General features: G+C 62.8%; 23 protein-coding genes, 1 tRNA gene and 1 other RNA gene. 12 read left to right on the forward strand and 13 right to left on the reverse strand.

Annotated elements, in window-relative coordinates; translation table 11 throughout:
- Positions 1 to 190: 190 nt before the first annotated feature.
- The 4 genes from ACO06J_RS12985 to ACO06J_RS13000 all read right to left on the reverse strand — a co-directional run bounded on the left by ACO06J_RS12985 (position 191) and on the right by ACO06J_RS13000 (position 4,538).
- A complete protein-coding gene (locus ACO06J_RS12985) occupies positions 191 to 982 on the reverse strand; it encodes a hypothetical protein (protein ID WP_421761140.1) in 792 nt (263 codons plus the stop codon).
- Between the two features lie 435 nt (positions 983 to 1,417).
- Positions 1,418 to 1,494 (reverse strand) — tRNA-Arg (locus tag ACO06J_RS12990).
- 103 nt (positions 1,495 to 1,597) lie between these two features.
- Positions 1,598 to 3,028, reverse strand: coding sequence for a sensor histidine kinase (locus ACO06J_RS12995; RefSeq protein ID WP_421761142.1), 1,431 nt, complete (start codon positions 3,026 to 3,028; stop codon positions 1,598 to 1,600).
- 73 nt (positions 3,029 to 3,101) lie between these two features.
- Positions 3,102 to 4,538 carry a dihydrolipoyl dehydrogenase family protein gene (locus ACO06J_RS13000; RefSeq protein WP_421761143.1) on the reverse strand — a complete coding sequence of 479 codons (1,437 nt, stop codon included), beginning with the start codon at positions 4,536 to 4,538 and terminating at the stop codon, positions 3,102 to 3,104.
- A 284-nt stretch (positions 4,539 to 4,822) separates the two neighbouring features.
- Here ACO06J_RS13000 and rpmH point away from each other — a divergent pair, with 284 nt between their 5' ends.
- The 4 genes from rpmH to yihA all read left to right on the forward strand — a co-directional run bounded on the left by rpmH (position 4,823) and on the right by yihA (position 7,944).
- Positions 4,823 to 4,957, forward strand: coding sequence for a 50S ribosomal protein L34 (gene rpmH, locus ACO06J_RS13005; protein WP_421761144.1), 135 nt, complete (start codon positions 4,823 to 4,825; stop codon positions 4,955 to 4,957).
- 44 nt (positions 4,958 to 5,001) lie between these two features.
- Positions 5,002 to 5,331, forward strand: coding sequence for a ribonuclease P protein component (gene rnpA, locus ACO06J_RS13010; protein ID WP_421761145.1), 330 nt, complete (start codon positions 5,002 to 5,004; stop codon positions 5,329 to 5,331).
- The gene (yidC, locus tag ACO06J_RS13015; RefSeq protein WP_421761146.1) at positions 5,331 to 7,193 is read left to right on the forward strand and encodes a membrane protein insertase YidC; all 1,863 of its coding nucleotides are present in this window, start codon (positions 5,331 to 5,333) and stop codon (positions 7,191 to 7,193) included. Before rnpA ends, yidC begins: the two co-directional genes overlap by 1 nt.
- Before the next feature lie 106 nt (positions 7,194 to 7,299).
- A complete protein-coding gene (gene yihA / locus ACO06J_RS13020) occupies positions 7,300 to 7,944 on the forward strand; it encodes a ribosome biogenesis GTP-binding protein YihA/YsxC (protein WP_421761147.1) in 645 nt (214 codons plus the stop codon).
- Positions 7,945 to 7,971: 27 nt separating this feature from the next.
- Here yihA and ACO06J_RS13025 read toward each other — a convergent pair whose 3' ends face one another.
- Complete coding sequence (locus ACO06J_RS13025; RefSeq protein ID WP_421761148.1) at positions 7,972 to 8,676, reverse strand: glutamine amidotransferase-related protein; 705 nt, start codon at positions 8,674 to 8,676, stop codon at positions 7,972 to 7,974.
- A gap of 705 nt (positions 8,677 to 9,381) precedes the next feature.
- On the opposite strand from ACO06J_RS13025, the gene ffs reads away from it, so the two are divergent.
- The 4 genes from ffs to recR all read left to right on the forward strand — a co-directional run bounded on the left by ffs (position 9,382) and on the right by recR (position 12,305).
- An RNA gene (gene ffs / locus ACO06J_RS13030) (signal recognition particle sRNA small type) lies at positions 9,382 to 9,479 on the forward strand.
- 63 nt (positions 9,480 to 9,542) lie between these two features.
- The gene (locus tag ACO06J_RS13035; protein WP_421761149.1) at positions 9,543 to 11,324 is read left to right on the forward strand and encodes a DNA polymerase III subunit gamma/tau; all 1,782 of its coding nucleotides are present in this window, start codon (positions 9,543 to 9,545) and stop codon (positions 11,322 to 11,324) included.
- Positions 11,321 to 11,644 (forward strand): YbaB/EbfC family nucleoid-associated protein, encoded by a 324-nt coding sequence (locus tag ACO06J_RS13040; RefSeq protein ID WP_421761150.1) that lies wholly within the window; start codon positions 11,321 to 11,323, stop codon positions 11,642 to 11,644. Before ACO06J_RS13035 ends, ACO06J_RS13040 begins: the two co-directional genes overlap by 4 nt.
- A gap of 64 nt (positions 11,645 to 11,708) precedes the next feature.
- A complete protein-coding gene (gene recR, locus ACO06J_RS13045; protein WP_421761151.1) occupies positions 11,709 to 12,305 on the forward strand; it encodes a recombination mediator RecR in 597 nt (198 codons plus the stop codon).
- A gap of 15 nt (positions 12,306 to 12,320) precedes the next feature.
- Here recR and ACO06J_RS13050 read toward each other — a convergent pair whose 3' ends face one another.
- Positions 12,321 to 13,496 carry a DNA recombination protein RmuC gene (locus ACO06J_RS13050; RefSeq protein WP_421761152.1) on the reverse strand — a complete coding sequence of 392 codons (1,176 nt, stop codon included), beginning with the start codon at positions 13,494 to 13,496 and terminating at the stop codon, positions 12,321 to 12,323.
- Between the two features lie 106 nt (positions 13,497 to 13,602).
- Here ACO06J_RS13050 and def point away from each other — a divergent pair, with 106 nt between their 5' ends.
- From def to truA, 3 genes are all read left to right on the forward strand, one after another.
- Positions 13,603 to 14,124 carry a peptide deformylase gene (def, locus tag ACO06J_RS13055; protein ID WP_421761153.1) on the forward strand — a complete coding sequence of 174 codons (522 nt, stop codon included), beginning with the start codon at positions 13,603 to 13,605 and terminating at the stop codon, positions 14,122 to 14,124.
- 200 nt (positions 14,125 to 14,324) lie between these two features.
- Positions 14,325 to 15,245 (forward strand): methionyl-tRNA formyltransferase, encoded by a 921-nt coding sequence (gene fmt, locus ACO06J_RS13060; RefSeq protein ID WP_421761154.1) that lies wholly within the window; start codon positions 14,325 to 14,327, stop codon positions 15,243 to 15,245.
- On the forward strand, positions 15,245 to 15,982 hold the full coding sequence (truA, locus tag ACO06J_RS13065) for a tRNA pseudouridine(38-40) synthase TruA (RefSeq protein ID WP_421761155.1): 738 nt from the start codon (positions 15,245 to 15,247) through the stop codon (positions 15,980 to 15,982). Before fmt ends, truA begins: the two co-directional genes overlap by 1 nt.
- On the opposite strand, the gene ACO06J_RS13070 is transcribed toward truA, so the two are convergent.
- From ACO06J_RS13070 to dapD, 5 genes are all read right to left on the reverse strand, one after another.
- Entirely contained in the window at positions 15,979 to 16,533 is a 555-nt protein-coding gene (locus tag ACO06J_RS13070; RefSeq protein ID WP_421761156.1) for a hypothetical protein, read from the reverse strand. The genes truA and ACO06J_RS13070 overlap by 4 nt on opposite strands.
- A gap of 14 nt (positions 16,534 to 16,547) precedes the next feature.
- Complete coding sequence (locus tag ACO06J_RS13075) at positions 16,548 to 17,087, reverse strand: hypothetical protein (protein ID WP_421761157.1); 540 nt, start codon at positions 17,085 to 17,087, stop codon at positions 16,548 to 16,550.
- Positions 17,084 to 18,232: a succinyl-diaminopimelate desuccinylase gene (gene dapE / locus ACO06J_RS13080; protein WP_421761158.1), complete on the reverse strand. Its 1,149-nt coding sequence runs from the start codon at positions 18,230 to 18,232 to the stop codon at positions 17,084 to 17,086. Before dapE ends, ACO06J_RS13075 begins: the two co-directional genes overlap by 4 nt.
- A gap of 17 nt (positions 18,233 to 18,249) precedes the next feature.
- The gene (locus ACO06J_RS13085; protein WP_421761159.1) at positions 18,250 to 18,795 is read right to left on the reverse strand and encodes a DUF805 domain-containing protein; all 546 of its coding nucleotides are present in this window, start codon (positions 18,793 to 18,795) and stop codon (positions 18,250 to 18,252) included.
- An 82-nt stretch (positions 18,796 to 18,877) separates the two neighbouring features.
- Positions 18,878 to 19,723, reverse strand: a complete 846-nt coding sequence (gene dapD, locus ACO06J_RS13090; RefSeq protein ID WP_421761160.1) for a 2,3,4,5-tetrahydropyridine-2,6-dicarboxylate N-succinyltransferase — start codon at positions 19,721 to 19,723, stop codon at positions 18,878 to 18,880.
- Positions 19,724 to 19,850: 127 nt separating this feature from the next.
- Here dapD and ACO06J_RS13095 point away from each other — a divergent pair, with 127 nt between their 5' ends.
- Positions 19,851 to 20,699: an LOG family protein gene (locus tag ACO06J_RS13095; protein ID WP_421761161.1), complete on the forward strand. Its 849-nt coding sequence runs from the start codon at positions 19,851 to 19,853 to the stop codon at positions 20,697 to 20,699.
- A gap of 8 nt (positions 20,700 to 20,707) precedes the next feature.
- Here the strand turns inward: ACO06J_RS13095 and ACO06J_RS13100 are convergent, their stop codons facing one another.
- Together ACO06J_RS13100 and ACO06J_RS13105 are read right to left on the reverse strand one after the other, a co-directional pair.
- Complete coding sequence (locus ACO06J_RS13100; protein ID WP_421761162.1) at positions 20,708 to 21,088, reverse strand: VOC family protein; 381 nt, start codon at positions 21,086 to 21,088, stop codon at positions 20,708 to 20,710.
- Positions 21,085 to 21,786: a pyrimidine 5'-nucleotidase gene (locus ACO06J_RS13105; protein ID WP_421761163.1), complete on the reverse strand. Its 702-nt coding sequence runs from the start codon at positions 21,784 to 21,786 to the stop codon at positions 21,085 to 21,087. Before ACO06J_RS13105 ends, ACO06J_RS13100 begins: the two co-directional genes overlap by 4 nt.
- Positions 21,787 to 21,983: the final 197 nt, after the last annotated feature.

Raw genomic sequence — 21,983 nt, forward strand, 5'->3', positions numbered from 1 at the left:
GCGACGCGAGTTCTCAAACTGCTGAATTCAGGCTGCTTTCGGAACTGCGATTTTCTGCAGGTCAGTGAGGCGGCATTCACGGGGATGCGCTTCGCTCTGGCATTCGGAAAATCACCGCTCCGCGACTGCCCGATCCTGACAGTGTTTGAAAGTCTGACGTGGGCATGTTGGCAGTTGGTTGGTCTTGGGTTCAGTTCTTACCGAAGAGGCCGTAAAGCGGCGGATCGACTTCGCCGACCAGGTTCACGAACAAGCGCTGATGCCGGGTCGGCTGCCGAACGGTCACCCCGTGCAGAGAGTCGAGCGTGTTGATGAAAAGGACCAGCCGATTCTTGGCGTAAGGCACGGTCTCGATGACCTCTACACGGTCCTCATCATAGACGTATTGTCCTCTGAAATTTGCCATCTTGTCTGCCGTATATTCCGGCCTGAAACGGCTGATGGTCAGGTCGCCTCCAATAGCGTCATAGCCATCCGGCCGCATGTATAGAAGGCCTGAGAATAGCTTGTCGCCTGCATCGACATGGGTTGTGCGCACCGAGTTTGCGACCGTCACAGGGGAGTTTCCAGAGATCATTGCGTCAAGGAACACGTCGCGGCTCCCCTCTGGGTCGACATTCCGAGCGCCCGCGCGCATTTTGCCAAGCTCGCCGTTTTCGAAACGGCCGGGATACGCCTTTTTGATGGGACCTTCGAACAGTGCAATGATCTCATCATAGAATTGTTGCGACGAGTGATATGCTAAAAACTGCTTCCAAATCTGGGGAATAAGCCAGTTCCGCCTTGCTTTAGAGTTACTGTAGTTCCAGCGATGATTGTTCTTTTTGTCATATACTCCCATCGCAAGCGTGGAGGGGAACGACTTTTCCAGCGCCGTGTAAAGCTCCACTGGCAGGGCGCCGTCTAGGACCAGCAGGGGATATGGCGAAGTCTTAACATCCGCAGGTGTCGCCCTTTGTAAGAGCGAAAGAGACCCAGTCACGTTTACCTCCAAATGGCGAAAGGGGAGCGAAATCAATCACGATCTGACGCGAGCGTCGCGCCCTCTCCCCGATGGTAGCAAACGCACGCAGCATCACAACACCCAATAACCATCGACCCGAAGATACCTTCCGTCGATGAAGCCGTTCAGCCCGCCGCCGGCATAACGTCGCTGTCGATATGGCTCTCGCTGCGGTAGCAGAGGCCGACAGTGAAGCGCATATCGCCAGGCTAGAATCTTTCGCGTCGTGGGAAATGCAACGTCGTGCAACCAGTCCACCCAAGCGCTTTCCAGCTCTTGGACGGCCTAGAAATAGTGGAGCATCTGAGGCCGGCCGCATCGAAACACCGTCGCATTGCTTATGCGCTTGCTAGAAGAATGCACAAATGGGAGCCCGAAGACTTCCTCTTAAATTTTATATTTCAATGAGATAAGTGGCGCGCCCGGAACGATTCGAACGTCCGACCCTCAGATTCGTAGTCTGATGCTCTATCCAGCTGAGCTACGGGCGCGCAGGCCGGACGACAAGTCCGGCGGAACGCGCAGAGCCATACATGGGGCCGTCCGGCATTGCAAGCGCATCGGCACAAGGAATTTGACGGTCGCGTGACGGGACTAACCGAGCAGCAGCGCGGTAGGAAGGACGACGTCGAAACGGGTGCCCACCGGCTGATCCACAAAACTCAGCCGCCCGCCGTGGGCTTCGGTCAACTCCCGCGCGATGGCGAGGCCAAGGCCTGTGCCGCCGGCGCGCGCCGATCCCTCGAAGGCGACGAACAGGTTGTCGCGGGCCCGCGGCGGCAGGCCAGGGCCATTATCCGCAACGCTGATCGTCAGCCCATCCCCCGCTGCGGCGTAGCCGATGTCCACAACTGGCGCTGTGACCTTGGCACCGGCGGCTTCCAGCGCCTCGCGCGCGTTCTTGATCAGATTGATGAAGACACGGCTCAACTGATCGGGGTCTGCAGAGATCGCGACGTTTTCCGGGACGTTGTTCGCAAATCCGATTGTCGGATGCCCGGCGAGCCCGGCATCGAAAGCGGCATCTTCGAGCATCACCCGCAATTCTACCCTTACCGGCCGCGGCGGGGTGACGCTTTGGCGGCCGTAATCCAGCACCGACTGGGCAAAGCCGATGGCCTTGTCGATCGACTGGACGAGACGGGGCGCGAGGCGCTGCACCTTGGGATCGTCAAGGGTTGCCACCTGGTCGGACAGCAGTTGCGCCGAGGTCAGGGTGTTGCGCAGGTCGTGATTGATCTTGGCAACGGCCAGCCCAAGGTCCGCCAGATGCCGGCGCTGGCGTAGCATCGAGAAAATGTCGGATTCCATCGAGGCCAGTTCGCGCTCCATGACGCCGATCTCATCACGACGCAATGTCGGCGCGACGATCAGCGCAGCGTTTTCGGGCGCCTCGCGGTAGCTCATCATGTTGCCGGTGAGGCGGCGAATCGGAGCGATCAGGATCAGCGACACGAAAACGTAGAGCACTGCCGAGGTGAAGGCGGCCAGGATGAGCGCGAGCACAAGCAGGTTGCGGGAATAGACCAGCAGATCTGCCCTGAGCGGCGCCTCGGGCATCAGCACTTCGACCGTGCTCTGCTCCTGCCCCTCCTCCTCGCCGACGATGCGGAGCATCCGGTCGCCCCCCAGCATCAGGGTGTCGAGGGCGCCCATGATCAGCGTGGCCTGGTCGCGCACGCGCATGTCGATCGTCACTGCCTCGCGCGGCATCGGGGTGTTTTCCAGCTCGATCAGTTGGCTCTGGCCCTCGCGGCGATAGACAATGGCGAGGGCACCGGCAGAATTGAGCAGCCGGTCGGTGATCATGCGCGGCAGGTTCATCGCGTCGGGGACAGCATCGAGCACGCGGGCGGCAACAATGCCGACGCGCAACCGGTCGGTCAGCCAGCTCTGGCGGAAGTTCGCTGCCGAGGGGAGGTAGATCACCACTTCGACCGCGAGGATCACCACGATGATGGTGGCGATGATCTTGACCGACAGCCCGGAAAACAGGCCCGGCATGACGCGGGGTTGAGTAGCCATTGGCCCAGTATTACCCGGGATATGGCGCCGGTGCCAGCAGCCTGCCGTGGTTTTGCCGGTGCCAGTTGTCGCGCTAACCGAGCCAGCGGTTCAGAGCCACCCAGCGCTGCACCCAGGGGTTCTTGGCGTCCTCGCGTAAGAACTCAGCGCCGAGCCGCATGACGATCTGGGAGAGCGAGGGATCGGGCGCGACGAACTTGCCGAGGTCACGTGCCGAAATGCCGCTGGCCATCGCCAGCGAGAACAGTGCGATCAACTCCCCCGCCCCGGGTCCGGCAACACCGGCACCGATAATCTTGCCGCTCTTGTCGGTGATCAGCTTGGCCAAACCGAAGGTCTGCCGGCGGGCGCGCGCCATGTCATTGTCGGCGAAATTCCAGCGCGTCACCCTGAAACGCATGCCGTGCCGGGTCCGCGCGGTGGCCTCGGAAAGGCCTACCTCTGCGATTTCGGGGTCGGTATAGACGATGCGCGGCACGAGCAGCGGATCATTATGGGTCGGCCAGGCGAGGAGCGCGCCGCGCACCACCACCTGAGCCTGGCGCAATGCGCCTTGCATCGACTGGCTGCCGCCCGCCGCATCGCCCACCGCGTAGACGCGCGAATTGCTGGTTTTCAGCCCGCGCGAGACCTGGATGCGCGTCGGATCGGCCCTGAGCCGCTGGATGCCAGCCTTGGCAAGATCGAGGCCTTCAAGGTTGGGAATGCGGGGACTCGCGACCAGCACGTGCGAAACGTCGAGCCGCTCCTCGCCATCGGCAGTGCGCACGGCGACGCCAATCCCCATCGAGCGCGCCTGGATCGCGGTGACCTCAGCCCAGGTCCGGATCGCGACGCCCTCTTCCTGCAACCGCCGCAAGGCGACAGCGGCAAGATCGAGATCGGACCCTTCGAGTGGCATGCCATGTTCGACCAGCGTCACTTGCGTGCCGAGCCGGTTATAGGCCTGCGCCAGTTCAAGCCCGGTGGCACCTGCGCCGATGATCACCAGGTGCGTGAGCTTGCGCGTATTGTCGAGAATGGTGTCGGTGGTGAAATAGGGAACGCTGTCGAGCCCGGGGATCGGTGCGACCGACGGGCGGCTGCCGGTGGCAATGACGAAGCGCCGGGCGCGAATCTGCACGTCGCCCGCAGCCACCGTCTTTTTGTCGATGAAACGGGCCTCGCCCCGGACAATCTCAATGCCCAGCGCCTCCAGCCGCGCCGCTGCGCTTTGCGGAGTGGTGGTGGTGATCACCTGTTCAAGATGATCATGGACCTTGCGGAAGTTGATACGAGCGCCCTCGACACTGATGCCGAAGGGCGGCGCGGTGCGAACGAGGGACGCCTGGGCGGCTGCTGCAGCAAGGGCGCGGGACGGCATGGCGCCGGTATTGAGCGCCGTTCCGCCGAGCTTGTCGCGTTCAATGAGGATGACAGAGGCGCCATAGGCACGCGCCGCCTCGGCGGTCGCAAGACCTGATGCACCGGCCCCGATCACGCACAGGTCGGGAGTTAGAAAATCCGCCAATTTCGACCTGTGCCCCGTCCGAACCGCTGCCCCGTGGCCTCAATAGCACCCGTTTTGGTGCGACAACAGACAATGGCAGCAGTGCAATGTGGAAATCGCGGTTTGAAACAAGCATAAAGGGCGGTCGGCCGCACCGGGTTGGGCGTCCAGTCGCGTTGACTTGGGTGCGGCAATTCCCTATAAGCCCGGCCAATCTGCCGATGGCGCCCCGTTAAAGGCCCGGCCGGCACGCACCTTGCGACAGTAAGAACAAGAGGAACCGCGCGCCGGCGTGGTCTGATGTCATGAAACGTACATTCCAGCCGAGCACGCTCGTCCGCACCCGCCGCCACGGTTTCCGTGCCCGCATGGCCACCAAGAACGGCCGCAAGATTCTGGCCCGCCGCCGTGCGGTTGGCCGCCAGAAGCTCTCGGCCTAAGGCCACGGGCCGTGATCTTCACGGCCACGCCATGGGAGGCCCTGTTGCGGCGCCTCAAGAAACGGCATGAATTTGTTGGAGCCGCCCGAGGCAAACGCGTCGGGCGCTCTGCATTTTCACTGCAGTCGATCGCCCGCGAGCAGGACGAACCCGGGATCGGGTTCACCGTTACCAAGCAGATGGGCAACTCGCCCCAGCGCAATCGTATCCGCCGGCGCCTGCGCGCCGCTGCAGAGGCTTGCGCGAAGGGGTTCGAACCCCAACATGACTATGTGCTCGTTGGACGTCGCGAGGCGCTGAGCATCCCATTCGACCGGCTGGTTGACGACCTTGCCGCCGTCCTCACCAAGATCAATGCCCGGAAGATGAGCTGATGCAGTCCGATAACAACCGCAACATGATCATTGCGATCGTCCTGAGCGTCGTCGTGCTCTTCGGATGGCAGTTCTTCGTTGCCGGGCCACAACTGCAGCAGGCGCAAAAGCGCGCTGAAATCCAGGCCCAGCAGGCTGCCGCGGCCACCACCACCCAGACGCTCGCCGCGCCGACGGTCAATGCCGATGGCACCGTGACCCCCGCCGCCGCCGTTCCGGCAGCCGACCAGACCTTTGTCAGCCGCGACGCCGCGATCGCCGCGACACCGGCCCGCGTGCAGATCGATTCCCCTGCCCTTGCCGGCTCGATCAACCTGATCGGCGGCCGCCTCGATGACCTGCAGCTCAAGGATTATCACGAGACCGTCGACCCCTCGAGCCCGATCATCACGCTCCTGGCCCCTTCGGGCGCGCCCGGCGGCTATTATGTCGAGCAGGGCTGGGTCGCCTCGGGCTCCAGCGCCGTCAAGGCGCCGGACGCCAACACCGTCTGGACCGTGGATCAGCCCGGCAGCAAGCTCAGCGTGGGCACGCCGGTTTCGCTGACCTGGGACAATGGCGCAGGCCTCGTCTTCCACCGCACCTTCGCGGTCGACGAAAACTATCTCTTCACCGTGACGCAGACGGTCGACAACACGACCGCCGCCGACGTGCCGCTTTACCCCTACTCGCGCATCGTGCGGCAGGGGACGCCGCATGTGCAGAACTTCTTCGTCCAGCACGAAGGCCCGCTCGGCATCCTCGGCACCAATAACCTCGTGTCGAAGAAATACACGGACCTCCAGAACGACGCCAAGGATGGCAAGACCAACCGCTACGACAACACGAGCGGCTGGCTGGGCATTACCGACAAGTACTGGGCAACGGCGATCATCGCGGACCCGGCTATCAAGATCAACGCGCAGCTGACCGATACCAAGTCAGCGACCGCCGACGTCTACCAGACCAGCTTTGTCGAAAGCGCGGCCGTGGTGGCGCCCGCTGGTGGCACCGCGACCTCCAAGAGCTTCGTCTTTGCCGGCGCAAAGAAGGAAGCCATACTCGATGCCTACCAGAAGACCTACGGCTTTGACCGGCTGGACCTGCTGATCGACTGGGGCTGGCTGTTCTTCTTCACCAAGCCGATGTTCTACCTGATCACGTTCCTTTACAGCGTGCTCGGTAATTTCGGCCTCGCCATCCTCTCGGTGACGGTCATCGTCAAGGCGCTGTTCTTCCCGCTCGCCAGCCGCTCTTACAAGTCGATGGCGGCGATGCGCCGTGTGCAGCCCGAAATGAAGTCGATTCAGGATCGCTTCAAGGATGATCGCCCTGCGCAGCAGACCGCGATGATGGAGCTGTACAAGAAGGAAAAGATCAACCCGCTCTCCGGCTGCTGGCCGGTGCTTATCCAGGTGCCGGTGTTCTTTTCGCTCTACACCGTGATCTTCATCTCGCTTGAGATGCGCCACGCCCCGTTCTTTGGCTGGATCGTCGATCTCGCGGCGCCCGATCCGACCAACATTTTCACCCTGTTCGGCCTGATCCCGTGGGATCCGACGACGCTGCCGTTCCTCGGCAACTTCCTTCACCTCGGCGTCTGGCCGGTGATCATGGGCATCACCATGTGGGTGCAGATGAAGCTCAACCCGCCGCCGCCGGATCCGACGCAGGCGATGATCTTCAACTGGATGCCGGTGATCTTCACCTTCATGCTTGGCACGTTCCCGGCAGGCCTCGTGATCTACTGGGCGTGGAACAACACGCTGTCCGTGACGCAGCAGTATTTCATCATGAAGCGCCATGGCGCCGACGTGAACCTGCTCGCCAACATCCTCGCGACCTTCAAGCGCAAGCCGGCCGCCGAGACTAAGGCCAGCTAATCCTCGATCTCCATTGAATTGCATCGGCCCTCCCCTCACCCGGGAGGGCCGATGTGTTTTCAGCCAACCCCTTGCGCGCAATGCCCGCGCCCCCTAGAGCAAGCCGATGACCGAACCCAAATTCAACGATGCCGAGATCGAGGCCGGGCGGCTGCTGTTTGCGCGGCCGTTCGTGTTCGTCAAAGGCTGCGTCAGCATCGCCGACCTGCCCGAGCCCGACCGCATCGAGATCGCCTTTGCCGGCCGCTCCAATGTCGGCAAATCGTCGCTGATCAACGGCCTCACCGGCACGACCGGGCTCGCCCGCACCTCGAACACCCCGGGCCGCACGCAGGAACTCAACATCTTTGAGAGCCAGCACGCCCCGCTCCGTATCGTCGACATGCCCGGATACGGCTTTGCCAAGGCGCCGGAAGCCAAGGTCAAGCAGTGGACCCGGCTGATCCACTCCTACCTCACCGGCCGGCAGAATCTCCGCCGCGTCTATGTGCTGATCGACGGCCGCCATGGCCCCAACGCCAATGACCAGTCCGTGATGAACGAGCTCGACAAGGCGGCGGTCAGCTACCAGGTGGTGGTGACCAAGGCCGACAAGCCCAACAGCGCCGAGTTGAAGGACGCGATCGCCAAGACCCGCGCCGAGATCGCCAAGCGCCCCGCCGCGCACCCGCACCTGATCATCACCTCGAGTGAAACCAAGTTCGGGCTGGAAGAACTCCGCACCGAAATCCTGGCGCTGCTGCACCAGTAGACTGTAACTGCTGCGGACCCGCGAGCGTCAGCGCTGCAGGAACGCCCCCAGCCAGCCTGCCATGTCGCCGCTGTGCGAGGGCTTGCTGACGGACGCCACCGCTTCCTCCACCACCGCGTCCGGTGCCTTGCCCCGGCGCAGTTCGGCGAGGGCCAGCGTATAGTCGTCGGTAAACTCTGGATGCGGCTGCAGGCTCAGGGCCGCGCCATTGGCGTAGACCAGCCCGGCGTTGGGCGTGAACGCCGATCCCATGAACACCTGCGCCTCCTTGGGCGGCGTGATCACCTGATCCTGATGCGAGCAGGCGATCGAGAGGGCAGGCAGGTCGGTCGCGAGAAACTCCGGCCGGCTCTTTACCTCATATTTATGCCTTCCCAGCCCCCAACCCTTCTCCGACTTTCGCACATCGCCACCTAGTGCGTCGGCCATGATCTGATGGCCAAAGCAGATGCCGAGCATAGGGGTGCGTGTGGAGTAGGCGTGGCGAATGAAGGCCCGCAGCGGATCGAGCCAGGTAAAGTCGTCATAGACGCCGGCAGCCGAGCCGGTGATCAGGATCGCGTCAAGCTTTGCGGGATCGGGAAAAGCCGCCCCATCAAAGACCGGGACCGCCTCATACTCGAACGTCGCGCCAGCCGCTTCGAACATGCGGTGGAACATCGGCGGATAAGCCCCAAAGTCCGGCCGCAGCGCCGGCGGCACGTCGCCAGTCTGTATGATGGTGAGTTTCATGATGCGACAGAGATGGCGCGGTTCGCAGCGCGGCGCAAGATGGTGTGGTGTGCGTCAGCACCTGCTCTATCCCAAACACTGTTCGTCATCCCAGCGAAAGCTGGGACCCACGTATCGGCTTGAGCTGGCGGACAGTTGGGTCCCTGCCTTCGCAGGATGACATCGTATTTGTGTTTCCCATCAGCGGCTTACCCCCACTTATCCCCGCCCCCTCCAGTTGCTGTATTCTTCTCCCACCCATCGCATCGAAGCGAGATCATGACGAGTGGTTGGTGCGAGGGGGATCGGGTGGGGTGCGGGTCGCTGCATCTCAGGCCCAAACCATGGCGGGATGCACCGGTTCGCCGGTGACGTCGCTAGTAACGCGGGGATTCTCCGTTGCCGGAGGGTCCATGGGGTCAAGTCCGCGCGGCATAACGCGGCCGGGACCAGCGGCACATCTGCAGCGCGGCTGCAGGCGTGTTGCCCCCAGACCCCTCGCGATGCGGCACGGGATGCGCCCGACCTCCCATGGCATACGCCCAAAACCCCGGTCGGCCGGCGAGGCGTCAGCCTCATCTATTTGCGGTCTACCCGCGTCGAGGCCAACGCCTCGCCGGCCCCGCTTCACTGCCATCATCCCCGACGCCCATGGCGGTCGGGCGCTTCAACATGCTCTCTGCCATGCCTCTTGCCTTCCCGGCCTTGCCGCGCCATATACCGGCTTGGGAGGTTGGCGCGGACGTGTTCCTCGCCAACCGGGTCAGGTCCGGAAGGAAGCAGCCCCAACGAGACCTTCACGGGTCGTTGCCAGCCTCCTACTTCCGCCTATGATGGTCTCATGGCTCGCAGCGGATTCCCTCACACAACCGATCTTCAAGGTCAGCATGGCAGCGACTGAGACTCCATCGTCGCCCTATCTGGTGCTCGCCCGGAAATACCGGCCGCTGAGCTTTGAGGGGCTGATCGGCCAGGAGGCCTTGGTCCAGACGCTGCGAAACGCGTTCAAGTCCGGCCGCATCCACCACGCCTTCATCCTCACCGGCGTCCGCGGTGTGGGCAAGACCACCACCGCCCGCATCCTCGCCCGTGCCTTCAACTACGAGGACGAGAACGGCCGTCATCCGACGCTCGATTTCTCCAAGGAAGGCATCCACGATCGCCCGATCATCGAAGGCCGCCATGTCGATGTCATCGAAATGGACGCCGCCTCGAACACCGGCATCAACGATATCCGCGAAATCATCGACTCGGTGAAGTACGGCCCGGTCTCGGCGCCCTACAAAGTCTACATCATCGACGAAGTGCACATGCTCTCGACCGCGGCCTTCAACGGCCTGCTGAAGACGCTCGAAGAGCCGCCCCCTTATGTGAAGTTCATCTTCGCCACCACCGAGATCCGCAAGGTCCCGGTCACTATCCTGTCGCGCTGTATGCGCTTTGATTTGCGCCGCGTGCCGCCCGATATCATGAGCACGCACCTCGTCGATCTGCTGCACAAAGAACAGATCGACTACGAGCCCGAAGCGCTGGCCATGATCGTCCGCGCCGGCGAGGGCTCGGTGCGCGACAACCAGTCCCTGCTCGATCAGGCCATCTCCCACGGCGACGGCAAGGTCACCGCCGCCACCGTCAAGGCCATGCTCGGCCTCGGCGATCGCGCTCGCACCATCGATCTGTTCGAAGCGCTGATGGGCGGCCGCATCGCCGATGCGCTCACTATCGTGCGCGAACTTTATGATGCCGGCGCCGATCCTCAGACTATCATCGCCGACCTCTGCGACTTCACCTACCTCGTCACCCGCATCAAGGTCGTGCCTGCCGCCGCCGATGATGTCTCGCTCACCCCCGATGAACGCACTCGTGGTGCGTCGCTGGCGCAAAAGCTTGGCATGCGCGCCCTGAGCCGCACCTGGCAGATATTGTTCAAGGGTCACGAAGAGGTCAACCGCGCTGGCAATGGCCTCCAGGCCGCCGAAATGGTGCTGATCCGACTTGCCTATGCGGCCGATCTGCCCACCCCGGATGAGCTGATCGCCAAGCTTGCCAACCAGCCAAGCCCCGCGCTGCCATCCGGCCCCGTCGTCCGCAATGGTGGCAGCAGCGGTAGTCCGCAGGCCCTCCGCCAGGTCCAGCCCGAAGTCGCGCCGCGCTTCGAATCCGCACCACCTCCGCCTCAATCGGTCCCGCAGGCCCAAGCCGCGCTCCAAAGCATCGCGACGCCCCAGCCCGCGCCGCAGGGCCTTGCAACCCCACGCACCTATGCCGAACTGGTGGCGCTGGCCGGCGAAAAGCGCGACCTGATCGTCAAGCATGCGCTCGAATCCTCGCTGCGTCCCGTTTCGATTGGCGACGGTCGGCTGGAAGTGGCGCTGGTGCAGAACGCCGATCCCGGCATCATTCAAACCCTCTCGGCCCGGCTGAAGCTTTGGACCGGCCGGCAGTGGATGATCACCATCGCCCGCGATGCCGCGCATGTTCCCACCATCCGCGAGCAACGCGATGAACGGCACGAAGCCGTCAAGGCCGAAGCGCATCAGGATCCGTTGGTGCAGGCCATCCTCGAAACCTTCCCCGGCGCCACCGTCAAGGTGCATGTCCGGCAGGAACAGGTGCCGATCGAGGCCTATGCCGATGCGATCCGCGACGAAGAGGAGGATGACGAATGAAAGACATCATGGGCATGATGAAGGCCGCCCAGGAAATGCAGGGCAAGATGCAGCAGTTCCAGCAGAGCCTCGGCGACCTGCTGGTCGATGGTCGCGCCGGTGGTGGCATGGTCAGCGTCACGCTCAATGGCAAGGGCGAGCTCAAGGGCCTGAAGATCGATCCGACGCTGTTCACAGACGATGATGTGTCCGTCCTCGAAGACCTGATCATCGCCGCTCATGCCGATGCCAAAGCGAAGGTCGAAACCGAGACCGCTGCCCGGATGCAGGAAGTCACCGCCGGCCTGCCGCTGCCTCCCGGCATGAAGTTTCCCTTCTAGTTATCCTCGCCTTTGCGGGCCGCGTTATACTCGCCCGATCACGAACTGACCCGAGAGATATTGAGTGGCAAACGGCGGACCTGAGATTGAGCAGTTGATCCTGCTTTTGGCGCGTTTGCCCGGGCTCGGCCCGCGCTCGGCGCGCCGGGCGGTTTTGCAGCTGATCAAGAAGAAGGACTCCCTCATGATTCCGCTGGCCGCGGCGCTTGATCGCGCTGTCGAGGCGGTGACCGTCTGCGCGGTCTGCGGCAATGTCGATACGCGCTCGCCCTGCCATATCTGCGCCGATCCGCGCCGCAATGAATCGGGTCTTTTGATCGTCGTCGAAGACGTCGCCGATCTCTGGGCGCTGGAGCGCGCGGGCGTTGGCGCGGTCAAATACCATGTGCTGGGCGGCGTGTTGTCGCCGCTCGACGGCGTCGGTCCAGATGATCTCTCGATCGACGCGCTGATCCGCCGCGCACCGGACTTTTCCGAGATCGTCCTCGCGGTCAACGCCACCGTCGAAGGCCAGACCACCGCGCACTACATCACCGATCGCCTGCAGCCCTCGGGCATCAAGATCACGCGGCTAGCCCATGGTGTGCCCGTTGGCGGTGAGCTCGATTATCTCGATGAGGGGACGCTAAGCCAGGCGCTCAAGGCGCGAACCCGTATTTAGCTGATTCGGCCGATGCTATTCGCCGGCGAGCCGCTGTTCGGGGCGCACATCGTCGAACTCCATCGCCTCGATGCGTTCGCCGCGCCGTGCCACCTTGCCCGAGGAGGTGACGATATCGCCGATGTCGCTCGCGGCCTGGGTGAAATGGGTCTGCAGCTTCCGCACCCGCTCATCGAGCCGACCCACATCGAGCAGCAGTTCGCGCACTTCCTTCTGGATCTTGTGGGCTTCCTCGCGCATCCGCACATCGCGCAGCAGCGCCTGCACCACCTGCACCGAGAGCATCAGGATCGAGGGCGACACGATCACCACCCGCGCCTTCAGCGCCCGCTGCACCACGTCCTCGAACTTTTCATGCACGTCGGCAAAAATCGATTCCGACGGCACGAACAGGAACGCCGTGTCCGCCGTCTCCCCGGCGATCAGGTAGTTCTCCGAGATCGCCTTGATATGGACGCCCATATCGGTGCGGAAGCCCGTCGCGGCCATCCGCAACTCATCGGGCGATTGCGCCTCGCCCAGCCGCTGCCAGCTCTCGAGCGGGAACTTCGCGTCGATCACCAGCGAGGGCGCATTGTTGGGCATGAACACCAGCGCGTCCGGCCGCTTGCCGTTCGAAAGCGTCGCCTGGAAGGCATAGGAATTTTGCGCCAGCCCATCGCCGAGGATAGTCTCCATCCGGCCCTGGCCGAAAGCACCGCGCGTCTGCTTGTTGGCAAGGATCGATTGCAGCGACACCACATCCTGGCTCAGCTGCGTGATGTTCGATTGCGCCCGGTCGATCACCGCCAGCCGCTCCTGAAGTTTGCTCAGGCTCTCGTTGGTCTTGGCGTTGCCCTCCTGCATGGCGGCGCCAATGCGCTGACCCTGGCTGTCGAGCCGCTCGTTGACCAGGCGGGCGAGATCGGACGTCCGCGAGCCAAAGATCTCCGACATGGTCTGCATGCGCCCGGTCATTTCCGATTGCACGCGCAGCATGTCGGCGATGTAGCGCTCGGTCTCCTGAGCCTTGAGCCGCGCTGCCGCCGCCTCGTCCGCGCGCTGTTGCGCCTCCTCGGCCCGGGCCTGCGACTGGCGCACCACCACGACCAGCAAGGCAACGAGCAAGACAGCGAAAAGTGCCGCTGCAGCGTAGGCGGCGATTTCCACGGTGACGGCGATATCGCCAAGACTGAACAGAACGCGATCCATCGGACTAGTCTATCCGATTCGGTTTCCCTTTTGTTCGCGTCGCTGCGGTTGACCCCAGAGCGCAAAATACCATATTCAGCGGCAATCTCCGATGAAGGACCTTCACATGGCCACGCGCCCGATCCTGATCCTGCCCGATGAGCGCCTGCGCGCGGTTGCCGATCCGATCGAAAAGATCGACGACAGCATCAAGCAGCTCGCCAAGGACATGCTCGACACCATGTACGACGCGCCGGGCATTGGCCTCGCTGCGCCGCAGATCGGCGAGCTGAAGCGCATCGTCGTCATGGATCTCGCCAAGGAGGGCGAGACGCCCACCCCGCTGGTGATGATCAACCCGGAAATCCTCAAATATTCCGATGAGACCGTGACCACCGAGGAAGGGTGCCTGTCTATCCCCGAACTCTATTACGATGTCGAGCGTCCGGCCGAAGTCACCGTCCGTTACACCGACCTCGACGGCAAGACCGTCGAAACAGACGCGTCCGACCGGCTCGCCATCTGCATCCAGCACGAACTCGATCACCTCGATGGCGTGCTCTATATCGACTACCTCAGCCGGCTGAAGCGCGACCGCGTGCTCAAGAAGTTCCAGAAAGCCGAGCGCCTCTCAAAGCGGGCGAGCTAGACTCGATGTCGACGTGATCGCCTTCTCCCCTTGTGGGAGAAGGTGCCCGAAGGGCGGATGAGGGGTTCTCTCGGCGAACTCTTACCGCTCCTCGCTCCGCTCGGATCGCGCTACACTTCGTGTCGCGGACCCCTCATCCGGCGCTTCGCGCCACCTTCTCCCACAAGGGGAGAAGGCGACCACAGAGAAACCGGGACGACATGCGCATCATCTTCATGAGCACCCCGGAATTTGCGGTGCCCACTCTCACCGATATCGTTTCCTCAGGCCATGAGGTCGTCGCCGTCTATACGCGTGCGCCCAAGCCGGCCGGTCGCGGTCAGGCTGAGCGCAAGTCGCCGGTGCACGTCTCGGCCGAGGGCTTCGGCATCCCGGTGTTCACCCCGCGCTCGCTGAAGAGCGCCGAGGAACAGGCGGCGTTCGCCGCGCTCGACGCTGACCTAGGGGTCGTCGTCGCCTATGGCCTGATCCTACCCAAGCCGATCCTCGAGGCGCCGCGCCTCGGCTGCCTCAACCTCCACGGCTCGCTCCTGCCGCGCTGGCGTGGCGCCGCCCCGATCCAGCGCGCCGTCATGGCCGGCGACAAGCGCACTGGCATCATGGTCATGCAGATGGACGAAGGCCTCGATACCGGCGCCGTTGGCCTGATTGAGGAAATGCCGATCGGTCCCGATACCACCGCCGGCGAAGTCCATGACAAGATGATGCTGGTCGGCGCCGACCTGATGGGCCGTGCCCTCGCGGCGCTTGAACGCGGCAGCCTCGATTTCACGCCGCAGCCCACCGAAGGCGTCACCTATGCCGCCAAGATCGACAAGGCCGAGGCCCGCATCGACTGGAGCAAGCCTGCCAGCGAGGTGCACAACCTCATCCGCGGTCTGTCACCGTTCCCCGGCGCCTGGTTCGAGCTCAATCTCAACGGCACGCCGACCCGCATCAAGGCGCTCCGCTCGACCCTTGCCGATGCGTCAGCCGCTCCCGGCACCGTCCTTCCCGATCTCACCATTGCCTGCGGCACGGGCGCGGTGCGCCTCACCACCGTGCAGCGTGAGGGCAAGGGTCCGATGGACGCCGCGACTTTCCTCCGTGGCGCCGGGACTCTGCCGCCCGTGGCGAACTGATGCCCCGCTACAAGCTGGTCATCGAATATAACGGCGGCCCGTTCAGCGGCTGGCAGCGGCAGGCGCATGCGCTTTCTGTCCAGCAGGTGATAGAGGAGGCCATCACGCGCTTCTCAGGCGAAACCGTCGGCATCCAGGCCGCCGGCCGCACCGATTCCGGCGTCCATGCGCTGGGCCAGGTGGTGAGCTTCGACCTCTCCCGCGACTGGGATCCGTTTCGCATCCGCGAGGCGATGAACTTCCATACCAAGCCGCACCCGATCGCCATCATCACCGCCGAGGCGGTGCCCGATGAGTTCGAAGCGCGCTTCTCGGCCACCGCCCGGCATTACGAATATCGCATCCTCAACCGCCGCGGCCGCCCGGCACTCGATACCGGCAAGGTCTGGCATGTGCCGATGGACCTCGATGTGGACGCCATGCACTTCGCCGCCCAATCGATCCTCGGCAAGCACGACTTCACAACCTTCCGTGCCGCAGAATGCCAGGCCAACTCGCCCATCCGAACCCTCGACACCTTTACCGTTTCGCGCCAGGGCGAAATCATCGTCGTCATCGCCAAGGCGCGGAGTTTCCTCCACTCCCAGGTCCGCTCCATGGTCGGCTCGCTGAAGCTGGTGGGAGAAGGCAGATGGACGCCGGCTGCGTTCCGTGCGGCGCTCGATGCGCACGACCGTTCGCGCTGCGGACCACTGGCGCCGCCCGACGGGCTCTACCTCACGAAAGTGGACTACTAGCCGGCGGTGAGCGCGGCCACCTGCTCGGGTGTCAGCGGAAAGATGATCAGGATCAACAGCACCGCAACCACCATGCCGACCGCCTGCATCACCATCAGCAGGAAGATGTGCAACGGCCGCAGCGCGGTGATCAAGCGCCCGATATTGATGGCCATCACCAGCCCGGCCGCCAGCGCCACTAGCCCAGCAATGGCTGGCGCCAGCGCCGTCAGCAACAGCAGCACAATTGCGAACACCGCGTTCGACCAGTTGATCGTCACGATGTATGGGCGCAGCGCATCCTGCCGGCCGATCATGCTGAAAAACAGCGCGGAACTTGCCATCAGCAGCACGTAAACCAGCGCAGTCTGCAGTGCCGCACTTGCGATCGATCCCGTCGCGCCGAGTGCCGATCCGGCCACCAACTCAACCGCTGTCATCAGCAGCATGGCGATGAAGCTGCTGACTAGGCCCTGCTGGGTAAACGAGAAATAGCCTGACGCAGTGCGCTGGCCGAACAGCACGGCGATCACGCCCCGCGCTGCCGACTGGGCCTCATCGATGAAACTCAAGCTGTTGTCCGGCACTAAGCGGCCCCCTGCAATTGCGCCGCCAGCATGTAGAGCGCAACCGGCATCGCCACAAGCGCCAGCAGGGTCACAACCGCCAATGATACAGCGAGCCCGATGTTGAGCCCACCTGCCACCCGGGCTGAACGGTAGAGCATGAAGCCCAGTGCCCCGATCAGGGCATTGGTGAACATGGCCTGATCGAACAGTGTCAAAGGCAAGCCAATGAGGAGGATGAACGCCATGGCATAGGTATTGGGCACCAGCAGCCGGATGGTGGAGAGCTTCAGAAATCGTGCCGAGGCCCAGACCACGGCCCACATGGCAAACAGTGGTAACGCGTTGATGAGGATCGCCAGCGCGATCTGCAGCCAGCCCGGGAAGCCGAGCAACGCCACCTGCACTACCATGTTGAGCAGCGCGAGAACGAAGTATGCGGTGGCAGCGTTGGTCAGCCCGTCTCTGGTCAGGTTGAACCTGTCGAGCGCTCCGGCCCGACCCGCTATGAGATCAAGCCAGCCTATCGAGGCATCACGAAACTCGGTGAGCGCATTCACCGCACAAAGTCCAAAAGGAACGCCGCGTAAAGCGCAGCAAGTGCCTCAACGTCGTTAACCGCGACGCACTCATCCACCTTGTGCATCGATGGGCCGGGAAGGCCGCACTCCACCACTGGGCAGTACTGCGCGATGAACCGTGCATCCGAGGTGCCGCCCCCGGTCGAAAGCTCAGGCGGGATGCCTGTCTGCCGCGCGATCGTCTCGATCAGCGTCTCAACGCCTCCACCGATGGGAGAGATGAAGGAGCGTGAGGGGCGCCCGACAACGCGGAAATCTATCGATGTTCCCTGCGCATCGAGATTGTCGATACCTTCTTGGATCGCCGCAATCAGCGTCTGCGGCGTCCAGGTGTCGTTGTAACGCACATTGAAGCGCAGCAGCACGCTCGCCGGGATGACGTTGGTCGTCTCGTTCCCCACATCGGCCGAGGTGAACTCGAGATTGGAAGGCGGAAAATGCTCAGCTCCATCATCGAGCTTGCCGCTCAACGACCCGATCAGCCCAGCGGCGACCGGCAGCGGGTTCTTCGCCTTGTCCGGATAGGCCACGTGCCCTTGCACCCCGGTCACCCGGATCTGGCCATTGAGCGAGCCGCGCCGCCCAATCTTTATACTGTCGCCAACCCTTGCGGTCGCGCTCGGCTCACCCACAATGGCGAAGTCGAACCGATGCCCCTCTGCCGCGGCCCAGGCCATCAGCTTCTCGGTGCCATTGATCGCGTCGGCTTCCTCGTCGTTGGTAATGGCAAGCGATACGGTGCCATTGGCGGGGATACGGGAGACGGCCGCTACGAACGCCGCGATGCCCGACTTCATATCCGCCGCACCGCGCCCATAGAGCACACCGTCGACAATCTCTGCCGCAAACGGCAGATGCCGCCATGCCGCAACATCTCCGGGCGGCACCACGTCCGTGTGACCGGCAAACAGCAGATGCTTGCCACTGGTTCCGCGCGTCGCAAACAGGTTGTCGACGGGGTACGAGCCGTCCCCCTCAAACCGCAGCCGAGTGCAAGTGAACCCAAGGGGCTCCAGGGCCGCTACGAGCACATCGATCACCCCAGCCTCGGTTGGGGTGATCGATGGGTGGCGGATCAGTCCTTGAAGAAAGTGGACGGGATCAATCCCTGATGTTCCGGGCATATCCCGTCCGATCTAGTTTAGGCCGCACCGTCAAGCGGGTCGGCGCCATATTGATTGGGGCCAGTCGCTCCCTTGAGGAAGCCCAGGACGACGAGAAGATAAATGCCGAAGATGCCAACGATCGCTCCGAGCGCCGTGAAGAGCCCAGTCGGCATCGGCAAGGATACGCCTTGCACCTCAACCATGGACATCCCAAGGCCGAGGGCCTGCACAAGCACGAGGACTGCAGACAGCCCCAGATAGATCAAAACGTCGAGGCCGCTGTTGTTCTTGTCATGCCGTCGCTTTACCGAAAGGCAATAGTAAGGATAGGCAAAGATCGCCAGCACCACGAGACTGCCCCAGGCCGACATCTGGACAGCACCCATGGCGATGGCTGACATCTGCGCAGGGTCGCTGCCGGCCGTCATCAACGCAGCCATGTTTGGACCGCCGAGGCCGATAAGCGGTAGGATCAGCAGCGAAATCACAACATTGATGACCGCCAGCACAAGCCCGCCGATCCAGAACGTCTTGCGTGAAATGCGGCCTTCGGTTGTCGTGTAGAGCGACTTGAAATCCATAGTGTTCCCCTTGGTGAACCGCGACGCCCTCACGCCGCAAGGCACAACCTATTAGAGTCGCATCTCACCCGCCAGTCGTCGGTCAGTCGCGCAGCAACTCATTGACCGAGGTCTTCGAGCGGGTCTTTTCATCCACACGCTTCACGATCACCGCACAATACAGGCTGGGGCCAGGATTGCCGTTGGGGAGCGGCTTGCCGGGCATGCTGCCGGAGACCACGACCGAGTAGGGCGGTACCTTGCCCATATGGATCTCGCCCGTGCTGCGGTCGACGATCTTGGTCGATGATGTAATGAACACACCCATCGAGATTACCGAGCCCTCGCCGACCACGACGCCTTCGACGATCTCCGAGCGGGCGCCGATGAAGCAGTTGTCCTCAATGATCACCGGGCCGGCTTGCAGTGGCTCGAGCACGCCGCCAATGCCGACGCCACCCGAAAGGTGCACATGCTTGCCGATCTGCGCGCAGGAACCGACGGTGACCCAGGTGTCGACCATGCTGCCTTCATCGACGAAGGCGCCGAGGTTCACAAAACTCGGCATCAGAATGACGCCCTTCGCGATATGTGCCGACTTGCGCACGATCGCTCCGGGTACGGCGCGAAAGCCAGCTTCGCGAAAGTGGTTTTCACCCCAGCCGGCAAACTTGCTCGGTACCTTGTCCCACCACCGTGCGCCATCCGGCGCGCCCTCGATCAGGGTGTTGTCGTTGAGGCGGAAGCTAAGCAAAACGGCCTTCTTCAGCCACTGGTTTACGATCCACCCGTCCGGCCCCTTCTCGGCCACCCGGGCCTTGCCACTGTCCAACAGGTCGAGGGCTGTCGCGACTGCCTCACGCACGGCGCCTTTGGTCGCAAAACTGATCTCGGCCCGCGCCTCAAAGGCGGCATCGATTGTAGCGGCAAGGTCAGCGTGCGACGACATGGACGGTCTTTCATTGCGGAGGGTCAGCGGCGCGGACATTAGCGCTGCGTGTCCCTGAGTCAACTGCGCGGCCACCTCTCCTTAACCCCCCTCTGCCAATTTGGCCGGGTATGAATCGGAGACTTCCATGGCCAGACGCCATACCCCTCTGCGCACCTCTCGTGAGGATATCGCGGCAACCAAGGAGGCAATGCCCTCAGCCCAGACGGCGGCCGCTGCGTTTCGGCTCGCGTTTGCTGATGCCGATTTCCTGACTTCGGAAGACACCCGCGGCATCCGCTTCCAGCTTGAGTACTTGAAGACCGAGTTCCGCCTACGTGAGCGCGGCATCAACTCCACGGTTGTGCTCTTCGGCGGCGCCCGCATTCCCGAACCCGGCAAGCCCGCTTGGGCCGCCCACAACGACACCCAGAAGCGCAATCTCGAGGCGGCCTCACGCTATTATGAAGAGGCGCGACGCTTCGCCCAATATGCTTCGCTCACCTCCAAGGCGCTCGATTTCCGGGAATACGTGGTGGTCACGGGTGGTGGTCCGGGCGTGATGGAGGCGGGCAACCGCGGCGCTGCTGATGTCGGCGCACCCAGCATTGGTCTCAATATCGTACTGCCGCATGAGCAGGCACCGAACACCTACATCACGCCGGAACTCTGCTTCAACTTTCACTACTTTGCGACCCGCAAGATCCACTTCCTGCTGCGCGCCAAGGCCGTCGCCATCTTCCCCGGCGGCTTCGGCACGCTCGATGAGTTCTTCGAAACGCTGACGCTGATCCAGACGGGCCGCATGGAGCGCATCCCGCTGCTGCTGTTCGGCAAGGAGTTCTGGAACAAGGTGATCAACTTCGAGGCGCTGGCCGAAGCTGGAACCATTGGTCCTGATGATCCGAAACTGTTCACTGTCGTCGACAGCGCCGAAGACGGCTGGAACGTCATTCGGGATCACTACCAGTTGCCGACGGTCACGCTGGCGGACTGACTGCTCGATCAACGCTTCGGGGCGAACGTGCCGTCGAAGTGGTTGCGCAACTCGCATCGGTTCCCGTCAGGATCGATAAACGTCCCGATCGTGCCCCAGTCCCAATGGCTGACATTGATGGTGACGCCCTTGCCGCGCAGCCACTCTGCCCGCTCGTCCACATCGGCGACGTTGAAGCGCAGCGTGATCGGGCTCTGGGCCCGCGACTTGGCCTGTGGCGCTGCCAATCCGCCGCCCTCGACCATGATATAGCCATCACCGAACTTCAGTGCCGTTACGGTCTCGGTGGCAAACAGCACCGGCAGTTCGAGCACATCGCGGTAGAACGCGAGGCACCGCGGATAGTCCTCGGTGAACAGAACAATTCCTGGCTGCTCGAACCAGCTCACGGCAGTTTCCTCAGAAAGCCGGCGAGATCGGCCGTGACATGGTGCACGTGTTCGCCGCCGGTGCGTTCCAGTTCCCATGCCTCGACCTGGTCATGGGTAAAGTCCGCGCCCGCCACGACTTGAACGGTCGACATCCCGGTCTGGTGCGGAACGAGGAGGTTCTTTTCGAGATCGTCGAACATCGCCGCCCGCTTTGCGTCGATGCCGTGAGCCGCAAAGAATGCCTTGTACGCCTCGGGGAGCGGCTTTGGCCGGTAGCTCATCGCCCGGATATCGAAAATGTCCTCGAACAGCCCATCGGTGTCGCCGAGACGCTTCAGCACCGAGCGCGCATGCCCGACATCGCCATTGGTCAGAATGAACTTGCGGCCCGGCAGATCTCGAATTGCCGCCACAAGGTCCGGGTGGGAGCTAACGGGCGAATAGTCGATGGCGTGTACCGTGTTGAGGAAATGGTCCGGATCCACTTCGTGCCGGTGCATCAGGCCGTTCAGCGTCGTGCCATACTCGCGATAATAGCTCTTCTGCAGCGCCCGGGCCTCGGCGAACGGCAGTTGCGTCACCTCCACCACATAGTTCGAAATCCGAAGGTCAATCTGTGCAAACAGGTTGCACTCTCTGGGGTAGAGCGTGTTGTCTAGATCGAACACCCAGTCGGTGACATGGGAAAGGGAGCGGGGAGGAATGTTGGTCATCATTGCATTGTGCCAGATCGCGTCACCAAAATCACCGGGGGTCCGGGTCGGGGCCAATGCGCTTGTACTGCATGGCTTATCGGCCTGGGAGGATGGTCTGATCGCCCATCGGGTACGTACTTTGCCATTCGGTTGCCTATAGGGGCACTGCCTCACTGTTTGCTCGTCATCTGGTCTGCTAGATCATACCAGCCTCCCAC

This window comes from Devosia sp. (genome assembly GCF_965229025.1).
Lineage (GTDB): Bacteria > Pseudomonadota > Alphaproteobacteria > Rhizobiales > Devosiaceae > Devosia_A.

Bases quoted from the DNA above. Each gene is read 5' to 3' on its own strand.
- ACO06J_RS12995 (WP_421761142.1), bottom strand. From the start codon at position 3,028: ATGGCTACTCAACCCCGCGTCATGCCGGGCCTGTTTTCCGGGCTGTCG.
- rpmH (WP_421761144.1), top strand. From the start codon at position 4,823: ATGAAACGTACATTCCAGCCGAGCACGCTCGTCCGCACCCGCCGCCAC.
- yidC (WP_421761146.1), top strand. From the start codon at position 5,331: ATGCAGTCCGATAACAACCGCAACATGATCATTGCGATCGTCCTGAGC.
- yihA (WP_421761147.1), top strand. From the start codon at position 7,300: ATGACCGAACCCAAATTCAACGATGCCGAGATCGAGGCCGGGCGGCTG.
- ACO06J_RS13025 (WP_421761148.1), bottom strand. From the start codon at position 8,676: ATGAAACTCACCATCATACAGACTGGCGACGTGCCGCCGGCGCTGCGG.
- ACO06J_RS13035 (WP_421761149.1), top strand. From the start codon at position 9,543: ATGGCAGCGACTGAGACTCCATCGTCGCCCTATCTGGTGCTCGCCCGG.
- ACO06J_RS13040 (WP_421761150.1), top strand. From the start codon at position 11,321: ATGAAAGACATCATGGGCATGATGAAGGCCGCCCAGGAAATGCAGGGC.
- ACO06J_RS13050 (WP_421761152.1), bottom strand. From the start codon at position 13,496: ATGGATCGCGTTCTGTTCAGTCTTGGCGATATCGCCGTCACCGTGGAA.
- def (WP_421761153.1), top strand. From the start codon at position 13,603: ATGGCCACGCGCCCGATCCTGATCCTGCCCGATGAGCGCCTGCGCGCG.
- fmt (WP_421761154.1), top strand. From the start codon at position 14,325: ATGCGCATCATCTTCATGAGCACCCCGGAATTTGCGGTGCCCACTCTC.
- truA (WP_421761155.1), top strand. From the start codon at position 15,245: ATGCCCCGCTACAAGCTGGTCATCGAATATAACGGCGGCCCGTTCAGC.
- dapE (WP_421761158.1), bottom strand. From the start codon at position 18,232: ATGCCCGGAACATCAGGGATTGATCCCGTCCACTTTCTTCAAGGACTG.
- ACO06J_RS13085 (WP_421761159.1), bottom strand. From the start codon at position 18,795: ATGGATTTCAAGTCGCTCTACACGACAACCGAAGGCCGCATTTCACGC.
- dapD (WP_421761160.1), bottom strand. From the start codon at position 19,723: ATGTCGTCGCACGCTGACCTTGCCGCTACAATCGATGCCGCCTTTGAG.
- ACO06J_RS13095 (WP_421761161.1), top strand. From the start codon at position 19,851: ATGGCCAGACGCCATACCCCTCTGCGCACCTCTCGTGAGGATATCGCG.
- ACO06J_RS13105 (WP_421761163.1), bottom strand. From the start codon at position 21,786: ATGATGACCAACATTCCTCCCCGCTCCCTTTCCCATGTCACCGACTGG.